Origin of the sequence: Lysinibacillus sp. BF-4 (assembly GCF_000743635.1) — a bacterium.
Taxonomy (GTDB): domain Bacteria; phylum Bacillota; class Bacilli; order Bacillales_A; family Planococcaceae; genus Metalysinibacillus; species Metalysinibacillus saudimassiliensis.
The window spans coordinates 299,018-314,556 of the sequence record NZ_JPUW01000001.1; the positions used below are offsets into that span (position 1 = coordinate 299,018).

17 protein-coding genes are annotated in these 15,539 nt (G+C 41.8%); all 17 read left to right on the forward strand.

Features of this window, described 5'->3' with window-relative positions; all coding sequences use genetic code 11:
- Positions 1-20 precede the first annotated feature (20 nt).
- The 17 genes from qcrB to dinG all read left to right on the forward strand — a co-directional run bounded on the left by qcrB (position 21) and on the right by dinG (position 15,536).
- Positions 21-695 carry a menaquinol-cytochrome c reductase cytochrome b subunit gene (gene qcrB, locus CH76_RS01515; RefSeq protein ID WP_036141859.1) on the forward strand — a complete coding sequence of 225 codons (675 nt, stop codon included), beginning with the start codon at positions 21-23 and terminating at the stop codon, positions 693-695.
- Positions 696-738: 43 nt separating this feature from the next.
- Positions 739-1,554 carry a menaquinol-cytochrome c reductase cytochrome b/c subunit gene (locus tag CH76_RS01520; RefSeq protein WP_036141863.1) on the forward strand — a complete coding sequence of 272 codons (816 nt, stop codon included), beginning with the start codon at positions 739-741 and terminating at the stop codon, positions 1,552-1,554.
- A gap of 68 nt (positions 1,555-1,622) precedes the next feature.
- Positions 1,623-2,231 carry a DUF1405 domain-containing protein gene (locus tag CH76_RS01525; RefSeq protein WP_036141866.1) on the forward strand — a complete coding sequence of 203 codons (609 nt, stop codon included), beginning with the start codon at positions 1,623-1,625 and terminating at the stop codon, positions 2,229-2,231.
- A gap of 41 nt (positions 2,232-2,272) precedes the next feature.
- The gene (locus CH76_RS01530) at positions 2,273-2,953 is read left to right on the forward strand and encodes a zinc metallopeptidase (protein ID WP_036142230.1); all 681 of its coding nucleotides are present in this window, start codon (positions 2,273-2,275) and stop codon (positions 2,951-2,953) included.
- A 112-nt stretch (positions 2,954-3,065) separates the two neighbouring features.
- Positions 3,066-3,401 carry a nucleotide pyrophosphohydrolase gene (locus CH76_RS01535; RefSeq protein ID WP_036141869.1) on the forward strand — a complete coding sequence of 112 codons (336 nt, stop codon included), beginning with the start codon at positions 3,066-3,068 and terminating at the stop codon, positions 3,399-3,401.
- Positions 3,398-4,192, forward strand: coding sequence for a 4-hydroxy-tetrahydrodipicolinate reductase (gene dapB, locus CH76_RS01540; protein ID WP_036141872.1), 795 nt, complete (start codon positions 3,398-3,400; stop codon positions 4,190-4,192). Before CH76_RS01535 ends, dapB begins: the two co-directional genes overlap by 4 nt.
- A 14-nt stretch (positions 4,193-4,206) precedes the next feature.
- Positions 4,207-4,611 carry a methylglyoxal synthase gene (gene mgsA, locus CH76_RS01545; RefSeq protein ID WP_036141876.1) on the forward strand — a complete coding sequence of 135 codons (405 nt, stop codon included), beginning with the start codon at positions 4,207-4,209 and terminating at the stop codon, positions 4,609-4,611.
- A 15-nt stretch (positions 4,612-4,626) separates the two neighbouring features.
- Positions 4,627-5,766, forward strand: a complete 1,140-nt coding sequence (gene bshA, locus CH76_RS01550; protein ID WP_036141879.1) for an N-acetyl-alpha-D-glucosaminyl L-malate synthase BshA — start codon at positions 4,627-4,629, stop codon at positions 5,764-5,766.
- Entirely contained in the window at positions 5,756-6,925 is a 1,170-nt protein-coding gene (locus tag CH76_RS01555) for a CCA tRNA nucleotidyltransferase (protein WP_036141883.1), read from the forward strand. Before bshA ends, CH76_RS01555 begins: the two co-directional genes overlap by 11 nt.
- A complete protein-coding gene (locus CH76_RS01560) occupies positions 6,906-7,892 on the forward strand; it encodes a biotin--[acetyl-CoA-carboxylase] ligase (RefSeq protein WP_036141885.1) in 987 nt (328 codons plus the stop codon). Before CH76_RS01555 ends, CH76_RS01560 begins: the two co-directional genes overlap by 20 nt.
- Before the next feature lie 209 nt (positions 7,893-8,101).
- Positions 8,102-8,941: a 3-methyl-2-oxobutanoate hydroxymethyltransferase gene (panB, locus tag CH76_RS01565; RefSeq protein WP_036141888.1), complete on the forward strand. Its 840-nt coding sequence runs from the start codon at positions 8,102-8,104 to the stop codon at positions 8,939-8,941.
- Positions 8,938-9,756, forward strand: coding sequence for a pantoate--beta-alanine ligase (gene panC / locus CH76_RS01570; RefSeq protein WP_036141891.1), 819 nt, complete (start codon positions 8,938-8,940; stop codon positions 9,754-9,756). The genes panB and panC overlap by 4 nt, the downstream gene beginning before the upstream one ends.
- A complete protein-coding gene (gene panD, locus CH76_RS01575; RefSeq protein ID WP_036141893.1) occupies positions 9,757-10,140 on the forward strand; it encodes an aspartate 1-decarboxylase in 384 nt (127 codons plus the stop codon).
- An 89-nt stretch (positions 10,141-10,229) separates the two neighbouring features.
- On the forward strand, positions 10,230-10,733 hold the full coding sequence (locus CH76_RS01580) for a sigma-70 family RNA polymerase sigma factor (RefSeq protein ID WP_036141896.1): 504 nt from the start codon (positions 10,230-10,232) through the stop codon (positions 10,731-10,733).
- Positions 10,730-11,575, forward strand: coding sequence for a hypothetical protein (locus CH76_RS01585; protein WP_036141899.1), 846 nt, complete (start codon positions 10,730-10,732; stop codon positions 11,573-11,575). Before CH76_RS01580 ends, CH76_RS01585 begins: the two co-directional genes overlap by 4 nt.
- Entirely contained in the window at positions 11,568-12,749 is a 1,182-nt protein-coding gene (locus tag CH76_RS01590; RefSeq protein WP_036141902.1) for a hypothetical protein, read from the forward strand. Before CH76_RS01585 ends, CH76_RS01590 begins: the two co-directional genes overlap by 8 nt.
- A gap of 18 nt (positions 12,750-12,767) precedes the next feature.
- Positions 12,768-15,536 (forward strand): ATP-dependent DNA helicase DinG, encoded by a 2,769-nt coding sequence (gene dinG / locus CH76_RS01595; RefSeq protein WP_036141904.1) that lies wholly within the window; start codon positions 12,768-12,770, stop codon positions 15,534-15,536.
- Positions 15,537-15,539: the final 3 nt, after the last annotated feature.

Consider the following 15,539-nt stretch of genomic DNA (forward strand, 5'->3'; position numbering starts at 1 on the left):
TGTAAGGGGGTACGAAATCAGTGCTAAATAAAATTTATGATTGGGTCGATGAACGACTTGATATTACACCAATTTGGCGTGATATCGCCGACCATGAAGTACCAGAACACGTAAACCCTGCCCATCACTTCTCTGCATTCGTATACTGTTTCGGAGGATTAACATTCTTCATTACAGTAATCCAAATCTTATCAGGTATGTTCTTAACAATGTATTATGTACCTGACGTTGAGAATGCTTGGAAATCAGTTTATTACTTACAAAACGAAGTAGCATTCGGCGAAATCGTTCGTGGTATGCACCACTGGGGAGCTTCATTAGTTATCGTAATGATGTTCTTACATACGCTTCGTGTATTCTTCACAGGTTCTTATAAGAAACCTCGTGAATTAAACTGGGTTGTTGGTGTAGGTATTTTTGGTGTTATGATTGGTTTAGGTTTCACAGGTTACTTATTACCATGGGATATGAAAGCATTATTCGCGACTAAAGTAGGTCTTGAAATTGCAGGTTCAGTACCATTTATTGGTGATATGATTAAAGTATTATTAGCGGGTGATACTACAATTATCGGTGCTCAAACGTTAACGCGTTTCTTCGCGATTCATGTATTCTTCTTACCAGCTGCCCTATTTGCATTATTAGCAGCTCACTTTATCATGATTCGTCGTCAAGGTATTTCAGGTCCACTATGATTTAATGAACTATTTTTTTTAAGTATATAAAGGAGGGGACACTATGCATCGCGGAAAAGGAATGAAGTTCGTCGGTGACTCTCGTATTAAAGCGAATCATCGTATGCCGAATCTTCCAAAAGATTATTCCGAATACCCTGGTAAAACAGAAGCGTTCTGGCCAGACTTCTTATTAAAAGAATGGATGGTAGGGGCTGTATTCTTAATCGGTTATCTACTGCTTACTGTTGGTCACCCATCGCCACTTGAGGGCCCTGCGGATCCAACAAACGCATCGTATATTCCATTACCAGACTGGTACTTCTTATTCGTGTACCAATTATTAAAGTACTCATTTGCTTCAGGTCCATATAATATTATCGGAGCAATCGTTATGCCAGGTTTAGCATTTGGCGCATTAATGCTAATGCCTTTCTTAGATACAACGCCAGAGCGTCGTCCATCTAAGCGTCCATTGCCAACAGCATTTATGCTTTTAGCAATCGCGTCTATTTTCTACTTAACTTGGGAGTCTGTTGCTAACCATGACTGGGACGCTGCAAAAGCTCAAGGTGAGATTAAACCTTCTGACTTAGGTCAAGGTCCAAAAGTCGATATTGAAGACTTTAAAGATATGCCAGGTTATGAAATCTGGATGGATGAGACAGGTCCAGCTGCCTCATGTATCGGATGTCACGGTGGCGACTTAACAGGTGGAGCAGGTCCAATGTTAATTAACTCAGGTTTAGAAGCTGAAGAAATTGAAACTATCGCGCATGAAGGTAAAGCACCAGGTATGCCAGGTGGTACGTTCGCAGGTTCTGACGAAGAGCTTAAAGAATTAGCAGAGTTCATCTCTAGCCTTAAAGAAGAAGAATAAGATTTAGAGGTGTCAAATAAGTTGCATAAACTTAGCTGACACTTCTTTTTTTATGAGGAGATATGCTAATGCAGTTACTAGCCCAACTCAAATATATTGTAACGTCACGTAAGTTTTTATGGTTACTATTAGTGATTAACGCTTTAGGTACAATTTATGGTTACTATTGGTATGGCGCACAACTAGCTATTACACGACCGATTTTTTATATTTTTGTGCCGGATAGTCCTACCGCAAGCCTGTTCTTTTGTTTTGTTTTAATTGCTTGGTTGATGGGCAAGCAGTGGCGCTTAATGGAAGCATTAGCGCTCATTACTTTAGTGAAATACGGGGTATGGGCAGTAGATATGAACCTACTTATGCTCACTGAAATTGGTGAGCTTGGCTTTGACGGTTGGATGCTGGTCTTTTCTCATGGTGCGATGGCAGTGCAGGCTATTGTGTATTTGGCATATTATAGCTTTACGTACTGGCATGTAGCAGTCGCGGGTATTTGGACATTGCATAATGATGTGATTGATTATGTATTTGGTCAAATGCCGATGTATGGTCCATTAACCCGTTATATGCCTTATATTGGTTATGTAACGTTCTGGTTATCCATAGGATGTATTGGAATAGCGATTTATTGCATAAAAAAGCGCGGATTGGTTGCCGAAACGATTCCGAGTAAGTAAACTAGACGTAGAGTTTATGTAAGGGAGAGAGAACAGTGGGAATTGGATTATATATCGTTTATTTTATTGTCATTTTGGCATTGCCAATGTATGCACAATTTAAAGTAAAATCGACATATCGTAAGTTTTCAGATGTCCATGCACAATCAGGTATGACAGGTGCGGAAGTTGCACGAAAAATTTTGGATGATAATGGTTTATTTGATGTACGCGTCGTACCAAATCAAGGCTTTTTATCAGATCATTATAACCCTGCAACAAAAACGGTTGCCCTATCAGAAAGCAACTATTATGAAACAAGTATTGCGGGTAATGCAGTAGCGGCCCACGAGGTAGGCCACGCCATTCAGCATGCTGAGGCGTATACTTTCTTAACAGTACGCAGTAAATTAGTGCCTGTAGCTAATATTTCTTCGAGTGCTTCATGGATTTTTGTGATGATTGGTTTATTTGCAAATCTTCCAGGGCTATTATTAGCAGGTATTGGTTTATTAGCAGCGGGTGTGTTATTCCAAGTAGTAACACTTCCTGTAGAGTTTGATGCTTCAAAACGTGCAATGAATCAACTTGTAGCAACAGGTATTTTACGTAATAATGAAGAGCGTAGCGCACGTAAGGTGCTAAACGCAGCTGCTATGACGTATGTTGCTGCAACATTAGTAGCTGTTATGGAACTTGCTCGTTTATTATTAATTTATACAGGCATGCGTTCAGACGACTAAGTAAAAGACATCTCCTTGTGAGATGTCTTTTTTTGATAGGTCAATTCTCTATATAGGCAAGAAACCATACGAATGGTAAGCTAATAGTATATAGTAATAAGGAGTGTTAAAGATGACAAAACCAACAATGCAACAATTGCAAACGCGTGTGGATGAGTATATTGATCAATTTAAAGAAGGCTACTTTCCACCGTTCGAAATGTTAGCACGCTTAAGTGAAGAGCTTGGTGAGCTGTCGCGCGAGGTGCAGCATGTGCATGGTCAAAAAAAGAAAAAAGCAACAGAGGCAAAGAGCAATATGGCAGAGGAGCTTGGCGACTTCTTCTTTGTATTAATTTGCTTTGCTAATTCGCAGGGGATTGCAATGGATGAGGCACTTGACAAAGTACTACATAAATTTGAAATACGCGATAAGGATCGCTGGACACGAAAGGATGAGGACAATTGATTAAGGTAGCAATTGCAGGAGCACGTGGCAAAATGGGGCAAGAAGCGGTGCATACCGTAATGAAACAAGAAAATATGGAATTAGTAGCTGTGTTAGATTATAAGGAAATTGGGGAAACATTAGCACAGACAGGATTATTTCCAACGGATTATACAGCACCTGTATTTACCGATTTACAGGCGCTACACACAGCGACAAAACCTGAGGTGTTAATTGATTTAACTAACCCTCAGTCTGTTTATGCACATACCAAGGAAGCGTTGGCACTTGGTATTCGCCCTGTAGTAGGTACGACAGGTTTTACAGATGAGCAACTAGCAGAGCTAACGGCTTTCGCAGAGGAAAAAGCGCTTGGGTGTATTATTGCACCGAACTTTGCGGTTGGCGCAATTTTAATGATGAAGTTTGCTAAGGAAGCAGCACGTTTCTTCCCGGATGTTGAAATTATCGAAATGCACCATGATCAAAAATTAGATGCTCCGTCCGGTACAGGGCTAAAAACAGCACAAATGATTCAAGAGGTGCGCCAAAGCAAACAACAAGGTCACCCTAATGAAACAGAAACACATGCAGGGGCACGTGGTGCTAATTTTGATGGCATGCATATTCATTCGGTCCGTTTACCAGGTTTAGTAGCACATCAACAAGTGCTATTTGGTGGAGATGGTCAATTATTAACGATTCGTCATGACTCATTTAACCGCGGCTCGTTTATGTCAGGTGTAGCTTATTGTGTTGAAGAAGTAATGAAGCAAAAAACGGTTGTTTATGGTTTGGAAAATTTAATTTAAGTGGGGAAAATCACATGAAAATAGCATTAATTGCACATGACCAAAAAAAAGAATTACTCGTGGAGTTTGTGATTGCATATAGCGGTATTTTACGTGAACATACTTTATATGCGACGGGAACTACGGGCAAGCGTGTAATAGAAGCTACGCATTTACCTGTTCAACGTTTTCGTTCGGGTCCACTTGGTGGAGACCAGCAGATTGGCGCTATGATTGCCAACAATGAAATGGACATGGTGATTTTCTTCCGTGACCCATTAACAGCACAGCCGCATGAGCCTGATGTGTCAGCATTAATACGTTTATGTGATGTTTATGATGTGCCGCTCGCAACGAATATGGGCACGGCAGAAATTTTATTAAAAGGTTTGCAAGAAGGTTTCGTAGATTGGCGTCTCATTCAGCAAAACCGCTCGTAGGAAAGGGATGACGCTATGCGAAAATTAAAAATAGGCATTACATGCTACCCGACAGTTGGCGGGTCTGGTGTTATTGCTACAGAATTAGGTAAATTATTAGCGGAGAAGGGGCATGAGATTCATTTTATTTCGTCGAGTGTACCATTTCGTTTAAATAAAATGTATCCCAATGTATTCTTTCATGAAGTATCGGTTAATAACTATGCTGTATTTCAATACCCACCCTATGATATTGCGTTAGCTAGTAAGATGGCAGACGTCATTCAAGATGAGGGGCTTGATGTGTTGCATGTACATTATGCTATTCCGCACGCGGTATGTGCTGTATTAGCACGTGGTATGAGTAAGCGTGACATTGGCATTGTAACAACATTGCATGGTACAGATATTTCGGTATTAGGGCAAGACTCTAACTTAGCTCGCGCCATTCAATACGGGATAGATGAATCAGATATTGTCACCACAGTATCTAACTCACTTAAGCAACAAACGTATGAGCTTATTAATACAAAAAAGGCCATTGAAACGGTTTATAATTTTGTAGATGAGCAGGAGTACCATCCGGTAGAAACAGGTAATCTAAAAGCGCAGTTTGGTATTAAGGATAATGAACGCGTTATTATTCATGTTTCTAACTTTAGAAAAATTAAGCGTGTGGAAGATGTTATTGCGACCTTTATGCGTGTGCGTGAAAAAATGCCAGCGAAGCTTTTACTTGTAGGAGACGGTCCAGAGAAGCAACGTATTACGGACTGTGTGCGTACGTATGAGCATGAAGCGGATGTGTTGTTTTTAGGTAAACAGGAGAGCTTAACAGAGCTGTATGCGATTAGCGATGTTAAATTACTACTATCCGAAAAAGAATCCTTTGGGTTAGTGCTACTTGAGGCAATGGCTTGCGGTGTACCATGTGTGGGTACAGCAATTGGTGGTATACCTGAAGTAATTGAAGATGGTGTAGATGGCTATATAGTGCCACTTGGCGACGTTGAATTAGCTGCCAAACGTGTGATGCAATTAGTGGAAGATGACGAAAAGCACCAAGCCTTTTGCGAGGCTGCTGTACAGTCAGTGTATAACAACTTCCATTCAAGTAAAATTGTAGCTGAATACGAAGCTTTGTATTACGAAGTGGTGAGCCGCTATGAACAGTAAGGAATGGCAAGCTGCCTTTGAAGTGATTGCGACGTTACAGCAAGTGGGCTTTGAGGCGTATGTAGTGGGTGGTGCAGTGCGTGACACGCTTCTTGGTAAAGCGGTTAATGATGTAGATGTAGCAACGAGTGCGCTACCACTTGAGGTGAAGCCTTTATTTGCAACAACGGTAGATGTAGGCATCGAGCATGGTACAGTGCTCATCGTTCATCCGCTTGCACCTGTTGAGGTCACAACATTTCGGGTGGATGGTGAGTATACTGACCACCGCCGCCCAGAGCAAGTACAATTTGTACGCGAGTTGCGTGAAGATTTAGCGCGTCGTGATTTTACAATTAATGCGATGGCGCTAAAGCCAGATGGTACGGTCATTGATTATTTTAATGGGCAACAGGATTTACAACAACAAGTTATTCGAGCTGTAGGTAATGCTAAAGAGCGTTTTGCGGAAGACGCACTCCGTATGTTACGGGCAGTGCGTTTTACCGCACAGTTAGGCTTTACAGTAGCGCCTGATACTAAGCAGGCGATGGTACAGCACGCACAGGATTTGCAATTTGTTGCAATAGAGCGTGTAAAGCAGGAGCTTGATAAAATGCTCGTGGGTAAACATGTCACAGCAGCTATTGCACTGATGCAAGAAACAAGTATTGCTGACGTGCTACCTGGTGTTTGGCACGCACAGAAGTGGTTTGGTTTTATACCACGTACTGTAGTAGAAGGCTGGGCGTATATGTTGCACTTTAATCGCACACAGCTTGAGCTAATGCAACAATACCGTTTAACAAATAAAGAAAAGCGCGCAGTAAAACAACTATTACTAGCTTTTGATGCCTTAGTGGAGCGCGGTTTTACACGAACAGATTATTATACATTTGATGAGGCTACACTTGTTGGCGCGGTACATATGGCACGCCATTTTACTAGTGCTGGTGTGTCAGAGCAGGAGGTGCTAGCCCATAAGCGAGCATTACCTATTCAATCACGTCAAGAGCTAGCCGTAAACGGTAATGACCTACAGGAGTGGCGTAAGGAAAAGCCAGGTAAATGGCTACAACAAGCGCTAGCAACTATTGAGCGTGCAGTGGTATACGGTGAAGTTGAAAATACTAAACAACATATAAGGAGCTGGTACTGCAATGACAACAATGAAAGATAAAATTATTAAGCAATTACTTGCCTCAAACGGCGAGGCTGTGTCAGGACAAAAATTAGCAGATGAATTTAATGTATCGCGTACAGCGATTTGGAAGCATATGAAGGCACTTGAGGAGGAGGGCTACTCTTTCGAAACGATTAAGAAAAAAGGCTATGTATTAACAGGTGTGCCAAATACCGTAACGGCTGCACAAATTAAAGCAGAGCTTGCGACACGTACAGAAGAATTCGGTAAGGAAATTTATTATTATGACGTAGTAGACTCTACGCAAACGGTTGCCCATCGACTTGTACAGGACGGAGCTAAGCATGGTACAGTCGTAATTAGTGAAGAGCAGACGGCAGGTAAAGGGCGTATGATGCGCCCGTGGGAGTCAACGCGTCGTAAAGGCATTTGGATGACGATTATTTTACGTCCTGACATTCCACCACACCGTGCACCACAGTTTACACTTGTAACCGCAGTAGCGGTAGTAAATACAATGAAAGCTATGCTAAATATTAGTGACCCTAAAATTAAATGGCCAAATGATATTTTAATTAATGGTAAAAAGTGCACAGGCATTTTAACGGAGATGCAAGCAGAGTCAGATGTTGTACAGGCGTTACTTATTGGTGTTGGGATTAATGTTAACCAAGATGAGGAGGATTTTCCTGAGGAGCTACGCCCAATTGCGACCTCATTAAAAATTGAGGAGGGTGAAGAAATCGATCGCCCTGCACTCATTGCAAACTTCCTTTACTTCCTAGAGCATTATTCTAAAATGTATGTGAAACATGGCTTTGGTCGTATCCGTGAGCTATGGGAAGAAGCATCTTGTACAATTGGACAACGTCTGCATGTTACAACGCCACGTGAAGTATTTGAGGGTGAGGCTATTGGTATTAGCGCTGATGGCGTACTACGTGTACAAAAAGATAACGGTGAGGTTGTTGAGGTTTATACCGCAGATATTAAGATTTTGTAGAAAAATTTAAAAAACTCTTGTATAGTGACAAGTAGGACTGTATCTAATGCGAACAGTACCTACTTGTTTTTTTAGTTTACACAATGATAGTCTGCCTTGATCCGTAGGGACAGGGACGGAAGAAAACACACGTAGCTAACACTACCCTTCTGTCCATTTTTAGATAGAAGGGTTTTTTGTTTTCTTCCTCAATAAAAGGAGGAACTTCAATGAAAACAACAACTGATTTTTACCACATGAAAGCACAGCACGAAAAGATTGTTATGCTGACAGCCTATGATTATCCTGCTGCACGTCAAGCAGAGGAAGCGCAAGTGGATATGATTTTAGTGGGAGATTCACTTGGTATGGTAGTGCTTGGCTATGACTCAACGCTACCTGTTACTGTAGCAGATATGGTGCATCATGCTAAGGCTGTACGCCGAGGCGCGCCGCATACTTTTGTAGTGGTAGATATGCCGTTTGCATCTTACCATGGCGATAGTAATGTCACGTTACAAACAGCAGCTAGTATGATGCAACAAACAGGTGCTAATGCATTAAAGCTAGAGGGTGCAGGCGATGTTATAGCTACACTGCATAAGTTAACAACAGCAGGCATCCCGTGTGTGGCGCATTTAGGTTTGCTGCCACAATCTGCTCAAGTGCTTGGGGGTTATAAAGTACAAGGACGTTCGGTACAGGCAGCAAAGCAATTGCTATCAGATGCAAAAGCTTGTGAAGCGGCTGGCGCTGTAGCACTTGTGCTAGAGTGTGTACCGTATCAACTTGCCCAGTTAGTAACTGAAGCTTTACACATTCCTGTTATTGGTATTGGTGCAGGTGCACAAGTAGATGGTCAAGTGCTCGTTTATCACGATGTGCTAGGTTATGGCAAACATCATGTACCGAAATTTGTAAACCAATATGCCAATGTTGACCCGCTAATGACGACAGCCCTTTGTGATTATACGCAACAAGTAAAGGCTGGTGTGTTTCCTACAGTAGCGCAAAGTTTTTCTATGGCAGAAGAAACCATAGAGGCATTGTATGGAGGGGTAAAAGCATGAAGGTATTAACAACAATTGAGGCACTCCGTGCTGAACTAGCACCGCTTCGTAAGCAATCTATTGGCTTAGTGCCAACAATGGGTTATTTACATGAAGGACATCTAGCGCTCGTAGCCGCTGCTAAACAAGCAAACGCTATTGTCGTCATGAGTATTTTTGTTAACCCTACGCAGTTTGGGCCAAATGAAGATTTTGAAAGTTACCCACGAGATTTAGCGCGTGATTGCCAACTAGCTGAACAAGCAGGCGTTACATTTGTTTTTGCACCCAATGTAGAAGAAATGTATCCTACGCAAGGCAGTGTAGTAGTACAGGCTGGCGCAATGGCACGTGAGCTTTGCGGTAAATCACGTCCTACGCATTTTGATGGTGTTGTGCAAGTCGTCGCAAAATTATTTAATATTGTGCAACCTACACGCGCCTATTTTGGCCAAAAGGATGCGCAGCAACTTGCGATTATTGAAACAATGGTGCGTGACTTTAATTTCCCTATAGAAATTTGTCCTGTAGCCATTGTAAGAGAAGCAGACGGCTTAGCTAAGTCATCACGCAATGTTTATTTAACCGAAGAACAGCGAGCGAAAGCGCCAGCTATATTTAAAGAGCTAACAAGCATTCAACAAGGGCAACAAACGATTGCCGAGGCGCGCATTGCTATTGAGCAAGCAACAGGTGGTAAAATTGATTATTTAACACAACTTAGTTACCCTGACTTAGCCGATCCAACAGCTTCAACTAAGCATCTTGTATTAGCTGTAGCTGTTTTTATTGGCAAGACACGCTTAATTGACAATATCATTTGGGAGGTTGTATAAATGTTACGAACGATGATGCACGCTAAAATTCACCGCGCACAGGTGACAGAGGCTAATTTAAACTATGTCGGCTCGATTACGATTGACCAAGATATTTTAGAGGCCGTTGGTATTTTACCAAACGAACTTGTAGCCATTGTTAATAATAATAATGGCGCACGTTTCGAAACCTATACGATTGCAGGCGAGCGAGGCAGTGGTGTCATTTGTGTTAACGGAGCAGCCGCGCGTTTAGTACAGCCGCAAGATATTATTATTATTATTGCTTATGCGCAAATGACAACAGAGCAAGCAATAAAAAATGTGCCGCGCATTGCGATTATGGGAGAAGGAAATACCATTACACAATTGGTATATGATGAGCCACCATTAACGATTGGGTAACGAAAAAGTCAGCATTTGCTGGCTTTTTTTATTTTGTTAAAGCTAAACATAGGAGAGTTAACGTCTAATAAGTAAAGGAGGTGCGAGGTGTGGAGAAAACCGTTATGCGAGCTATAGAAGGCAATGAAAAAGCCTTTCGCCAATTACTCTATCAACATGAGGCCCAAATGTATCGCATGGCCTATATTTATGTGCAACATGAACAAGATGCCTTAGATGTCGTACAGGAATCGGCTTTGAAGGCGCATCAAAAATTAACCACGTTACAAGCACCAGCGCACTTTACGACATGGTTGACTCGGATTGTGATTAACACGGCTCATGATTTTTTACGCAAACGTGGGCGTATGACATATGTTGACTATGATGACTTACCTGAGCCAGTACATATTGAAGAGCCTACACAATTAATTTTAGCTGACGTTTTACGCGTGCTATCACCTCAAGAAAAAGACGTCATCATTTTACGCTTTTATTATGATTATACAATTAGTCAAACTGCCGAAATGTTACGTTTAAAACTAGGCACAACAAAAACAATTTTGTACCGCGCATTGCAAAAATTACGCAACGAGATGGAGGCGAGCGAATGAAGGACTTTAAACGACAAGTAGATGAAATCCCTGTGCCAAGGGCTGTACGTGGACGTATTAATCGGAGCATCGCGCCAAATAAAATGGCTAATCCCTTATGGTTAGTTGCGGTTGCTGCCCTGTTTTTTAGTATGATTGCCCTGCCTACTGCGCCAACAAGTGCTAGTAATAACACAACAACTGCATTACAAGGTGGTTTAGCAGTTATTGTAGCCATTGCTTTAGTAGTGGCGTGGTGGCGCAAGCGTATCATTTATGCCATCGTTGGGTTACTTGTAGTTGTTATTATTTATAATGTAAGTGTGTTTCAAGCAGCTCAAATTAAGCCGACCTTACTCGCAGATAGCACATTACAAACGGCTTATGTAGAAGTAAATAAACAAGACCATTTTGATGTGTATAGCTTAAATATTGGTTTGCTGCCCATTGCCGAACGTGCAACAATTCGTCAAATAGAACAGCACGCCTATACCGTAGTATATGAAATTACATTTACTCAACCACCTGCTGTCAATAAAAAATATGTAGCGCTTGCCACATCGCATGGGTTACTACCTTTTACCAAACCTTATGCAAAAACAACCGTCAAGGCATTGACGATGCAAGGTTTATTTCAGCGGGAGCTTTCGCTAAAAGTAGATGAGCCTGTTACATTGACGGCTATTGCGAGCGATGCCCCGCTTTATATTGATGGTAGGCAAGTGACCTTGCCATATACACTTCCTGTAGATCAGACCGTTGTGCTACGTCTTGCGCATACAAAGCGGGTAGACCGTATTGCGCTTACAACGGACCAAGGGAAAATTATTTGGGATTATTATGAGGAGGCAAATTATGAATAGCTTAACCATTGGTTTACTGCTAATGGCACTACCACATCCACTTGTACAAATCATTGCCTGTTTTGTATTACTTCGAGCTAATACGTTAGCGGTTTGGGTTGTGCTGACGTCTGTTAGTTTAAGCCTTGTGAGCTATGCATTGCCGAGCTATAGTGGTGGCTTTGTGCTACTCGGTGCGCTATGGCTACTGTATGCTAGTGCTGTTAAGACCAAATCTCAAAAAGTAGGGTGGCTCCACGGCTTATTTATCGTCAATATTGTGCTTTACAGTTTCACCCTTAATGGTGGGCTTGATATGCGCGCACTATTAACCATGATTACGCTCCTCCTTATTATTTGGCAAGTAACAGTGCTACCACCGGTGTTCTTTACATTTATTTTACTGATGGGTATTGCTATTCAAACCTTTGCATTGTACAGAATATATACAAGCTTTCCTACGCCATATGTTTATGAAGTTACGTATATGACGAAAAGTGAGTTACCTATTACTTTTGTGACGCAAGACGAAACACTTACTCAAGTTAGCTTGTCAGACAAGGCGCAAAGTGTTGACCAACAAGTAGTGGAGCATACGGTCTCTAAACCTTATTTATCACTCGATACGGTTTCATTTGATGCTGAGGCTACGGCTCCTGCATCGAGTGGCGGCGAAATTCTTTGGCAAAATAATGGCCAAGAAGTCATGCATTACATTGTATCGCCAACATTTTTACCAACAACAGCACGCTTAGCTTTTGACGATGGTAGTGTCCGTTATTTATCTTTTGACCATACAATAACGCAACTAGAGGACGAAAAATTTACGAAACAGGGGGCATCATTTGCGGATGGTGCAACAAATATGAGTGTGAAAACAACAGAGGCATTAACTTTAGGCAAATTTCAATCGTATCGTAATTTAGTTGCACTTGAGCGACTTGTCATAGATGGTGTGCCTTATGACGAAGCGGACCTACCGCTTGATGTACCAAAAGGCGCAACCTTGTTTATAACCACGCATATGAAGCCATTGCCAAAAACAATAGCACCACGCGCAAAATTTGCTTTTGGCTTTGGTAGTTACCAGTTTATCGTACCAGTACAAATTGAGGATGTGCTTGAGACGTTAAAGACAGGTGTAAGTAAGCATAATAACGCACAGTATGATAAAATAAATGCAAACATTAAGTGAACTGTGAGTTGAAGTATAATGGGAAAAACTTATGCTGTAGTCGATATCGAAACGACGGGGCATTCCTCTAAAAATGGCGACCGCATGATGCAATTTGCGGTCGTTTTTGTGCGTGATTGGCAAGTAGTAGATCGGTTTACGACCTTTATCCACCCAGAGCGAAGTATTCCGCTCTTTATTCAAGATTTAACGCATATTACGGATGAGGATGTTAAAACAGCGTTACCTTTTACAGCACATGCAAAAAAAATATATGAATTATTAACGGATTGTGTGTTTGTTGCACATAATACGGACTTTGACTTACCGTTTTTACAAGCCGAATTTAAGCGTGTAGGTTTACCTGAGTGGCGCGGCGAAAAAGTGGATACGGTAGAGCTTGCTAAAATTTTATACCCAAGCGCGCTAAGCTATAAGCTAGGTGACCTCGCGCAAGATTTAGGTATTACATTAGCGCGCGCCCATCGTGCAGATGAGGATGCACTCGCGACAGCTAAATTATTAATTGCGTGTTATGACAAATTACGCGGCTTACCCCAGCCTACACTTGAGGCAATGCATCGCTTAAGCTTTAATGCTAAAACCGACATTGCACAGTTATTCTTTAGTGTGCTTGCTTGGAAGCGTACGCAACTTGCGAGTGAAGACTTTATGCAATACGGCGGCTTAGCTTTAAAGAAATTAACACAGCTTCAATCACAGCCAACAACTTTACGCTATCCCGCAACAGATGAGGCAAAGGAAAAACTGCTACAGCATGTGTGGCATAATTTCGAAAAACGCCCTGCACAGTTTCAGATGATGGACGAAATTTATCAGACATTGCATACACAAGGCGAGGTAGTGATTGAAGCTTCAACAGGTATTGGAAAAACGCTAGGCTATTTACTACCAGCGATTAGTTATGCGGTAAGTGAAGGTAAGCAAGTGGCGATTAGTGTGTACACATCGCATCTTGTGGAGCAATTATTTGCAGAAGACCTCCCAAAAGTTGAGCAGTTACTTGGTGTTAAGTTAGCGATAGCTATGGTAAAAGGTAAGCGGAATTATATTGATTTAACTAAAGTACAAACGATGCTTAATTATACTGAGCGTAGCTATGACGAAACTTTAACACTTTTACAAGTACTAGTGTGGCTAACGGAAACCGTGACAGGGGATACTAATGAGCTTAACGTATCAGGTGGCGGTCAACTCGTAGTTGATAAGTTACGTAAAGAGCAAGATAGCGCGCCCTCTAAGCCATTTGATTATTATAATTATGCGCTGGCACAATGTAAGCACGCGACAATTATTGTGACAAACCATGCGATGGTACTTGCACATACAGAGCAGGCTGCGAGTGTTTTTGCGCAAGTAGATGGTTGGATTTTTGATGAGGCGCATCAATTAATTCAAGCGGCCATGCAACGTGAGACACAAATGTTTTCTTATACGTATGGCAAATATATTTTTGGACAAATTGGCTGTTATGACGACGATGCGACGTTTCGATTATTATATGAAGCGTCGCGTAAGTATGAGCGCGTTTCACCATTTTTATTACAGGAAGCGGAGCGTTTGTTTAGCCGTATGGTAGAACAGTTTGATACGGTTACAAATGCGCTTGCCAAAAATGCGATGAAACATTTTCCTAGAAAGCGAGACCATAAGCAGACATTATTTTTACCACAGTTGACGATACCGTTAACGTATTATACAAGCGTAGCAGATGCGATGCAGGCATGGCTTACGCGTGCACTTGAAATTACAGCGCAGTTTAGCAATGAACTTGTACAACTTGCGCCAAGTGAGCAACAAATTTTAGCGGATTGGCGTTACTTAGTACAACAAGTACAACTAATGCTACATCAGTGGCGTGCTTTATTTATCGAAGTTAACTCAAGCAATACAGCATGGCTTGAGTTGGATAAGCGCAGTGTGCCTAGCAGCTTGCGTATTGTCCAACATCCGCTTGATGTGGCGGCTGTTATTCAAGATGCAGTAACCAAGCTTGGCAAATGTGCACGTATCTTTACCTCAGGTACAATGACGGTGCCAAAGCAACCAACCTTTATTACTGCACAGCTTGGTTTGTCAGCAACGACACGTGTACTACAGCTTCATGCACCAGCGAGTTATTATGCTGGGGCATCCACTTTTATTGTGACGGACATGCCCGACATTCAGCAGGTGCCACAACATGAGTATATCGAAATGGTAGCTTACGCCATTACACAAACGGTGCGTGCGACAGAGGGACGATGTTTTGTACTATTCACTTCGCAACAAATGTTAAGACAAACAGTGGAATTAATACAGGAAAGCGAACTATTGCAAGATTATATGTTATTTGCGCAAGGTATTACGAGCGGCAGTCGCATGCGTATTTTAAAATCTTTTCAAAAATTTAAACGCGCTGTATTATTTGGTACTAACAGCTTTTGGGAAGGCGTGGATGTGCCAGGTGACGCACTTGCCTCAGTAATTGTTGTACGCTTGCCATTTTCCGCACCAGAGGCACCACTCTTTAAGGCACAGGCGGAGCGTATTACGGCAGCGGGGCATAATGCTTTTTATGAGCTGTCCCTACCTGAAGCTATCCTGCGCTTTAAGCAAGGGTTTGGTCGTTTGATTCGATCTTCACAAGATAAGGGTGCGCTAATTGTGCTTGATCGTCGAATTGAAACAAAGGCATATGGCAAAGCATTTATTGCCGCACTGCCGAGCATTCCTGTGCATAAAGTTCCATTAACAGATATGGTTTTACAACTCGAAAATTGGTATAATAAAAACGATGAAAGATAGCGC

Bases quoted from the DNA above. Each gene is read 5' to 3' on its own strand.
- CH76_RS01520 (WP_036141863.1), top strand. From the start codon at position 739: ATGCATCGCGGAAAAGGAATGAAGTTCGTCGGTGACTCTCGTATTAAA.
- CH76_RS01525 (WP_036141866.1), top strand. From the start codon at position 1,623: ATGCAGTTACTAGCCCAACTCAAATATATTGTAACGTCACGTAAGTTT.
- CH76_RS01535 (WP_036141869.1), top strand. From the start codon at position 3,066: ATGACAAAACCAACAATGCAACAATTGCAAACGCGTGTGGATGAGTAT.
- mgsA (WP_036141876.1), top strand. From the start codon at position 4,207: ATGAAAATAGCATTAATTGCACATGACCAAAAAAAAGAATTACTCGTG.
- bshA (WP_036141879.1), top strand. From the start codon at position 4,627: ATGCGAAAATTAAAAATAGGCATTACATGCTACCCGACAGTTGGCGGG.
- CH76_RS01555 (WP_036141883.1), top strand. From the start codon at position 5,756: ATGAACAGTAAGGAATGGCAAGCTGCCTTTGAAGTGATTGCGACGTTA.
- CH76_RS01560 (WP_036141885.1), top strand. From the start codon at position 6,906: ATGACAACAATGAAAGATAAAATTATTAAGCAATTACTTGCCTCAAAC.
- panB (WP_036141888.1), top strand. From the start codon at position 8,102: ATGAAAACAACAACTGATTTTTACCACATGAAAGCACAGCACGAAAAG.
- panC (WP_036141891.1), top strand. From the start codon at position 8,938: ATGAAGGTATTAACAACAATTGAGGCACTCCGTGCTGAACTAGCACCG.
- panD (WP_036141893.1), top strand. From the start codon at position 9,757: ATGTTACGAACGATGATGCACGCTAAAATTCACCGCGCACAGGTGACA.
- CH76_RS01585 (WP_036141899.1), top strand. From the start codon at position 10,730: ATGAAGGACTTTAAACGACAAGTAGATGAAATCCCTGTGCCAAGGGCT.
- CH76_RS01590 (WP_036141902.1), top strand. From the start codon at position 11,568: ATGAATAGCTTAACCATTGGTTTACTGCTAATGGCACTACCACATCCA.
- dinG (WP_036141904.1), top strand. From the start codon at position 12,768: ATGGGAAAAACTTATGCTGTAGTCGATATCGAAACGACGGGGCATTCC.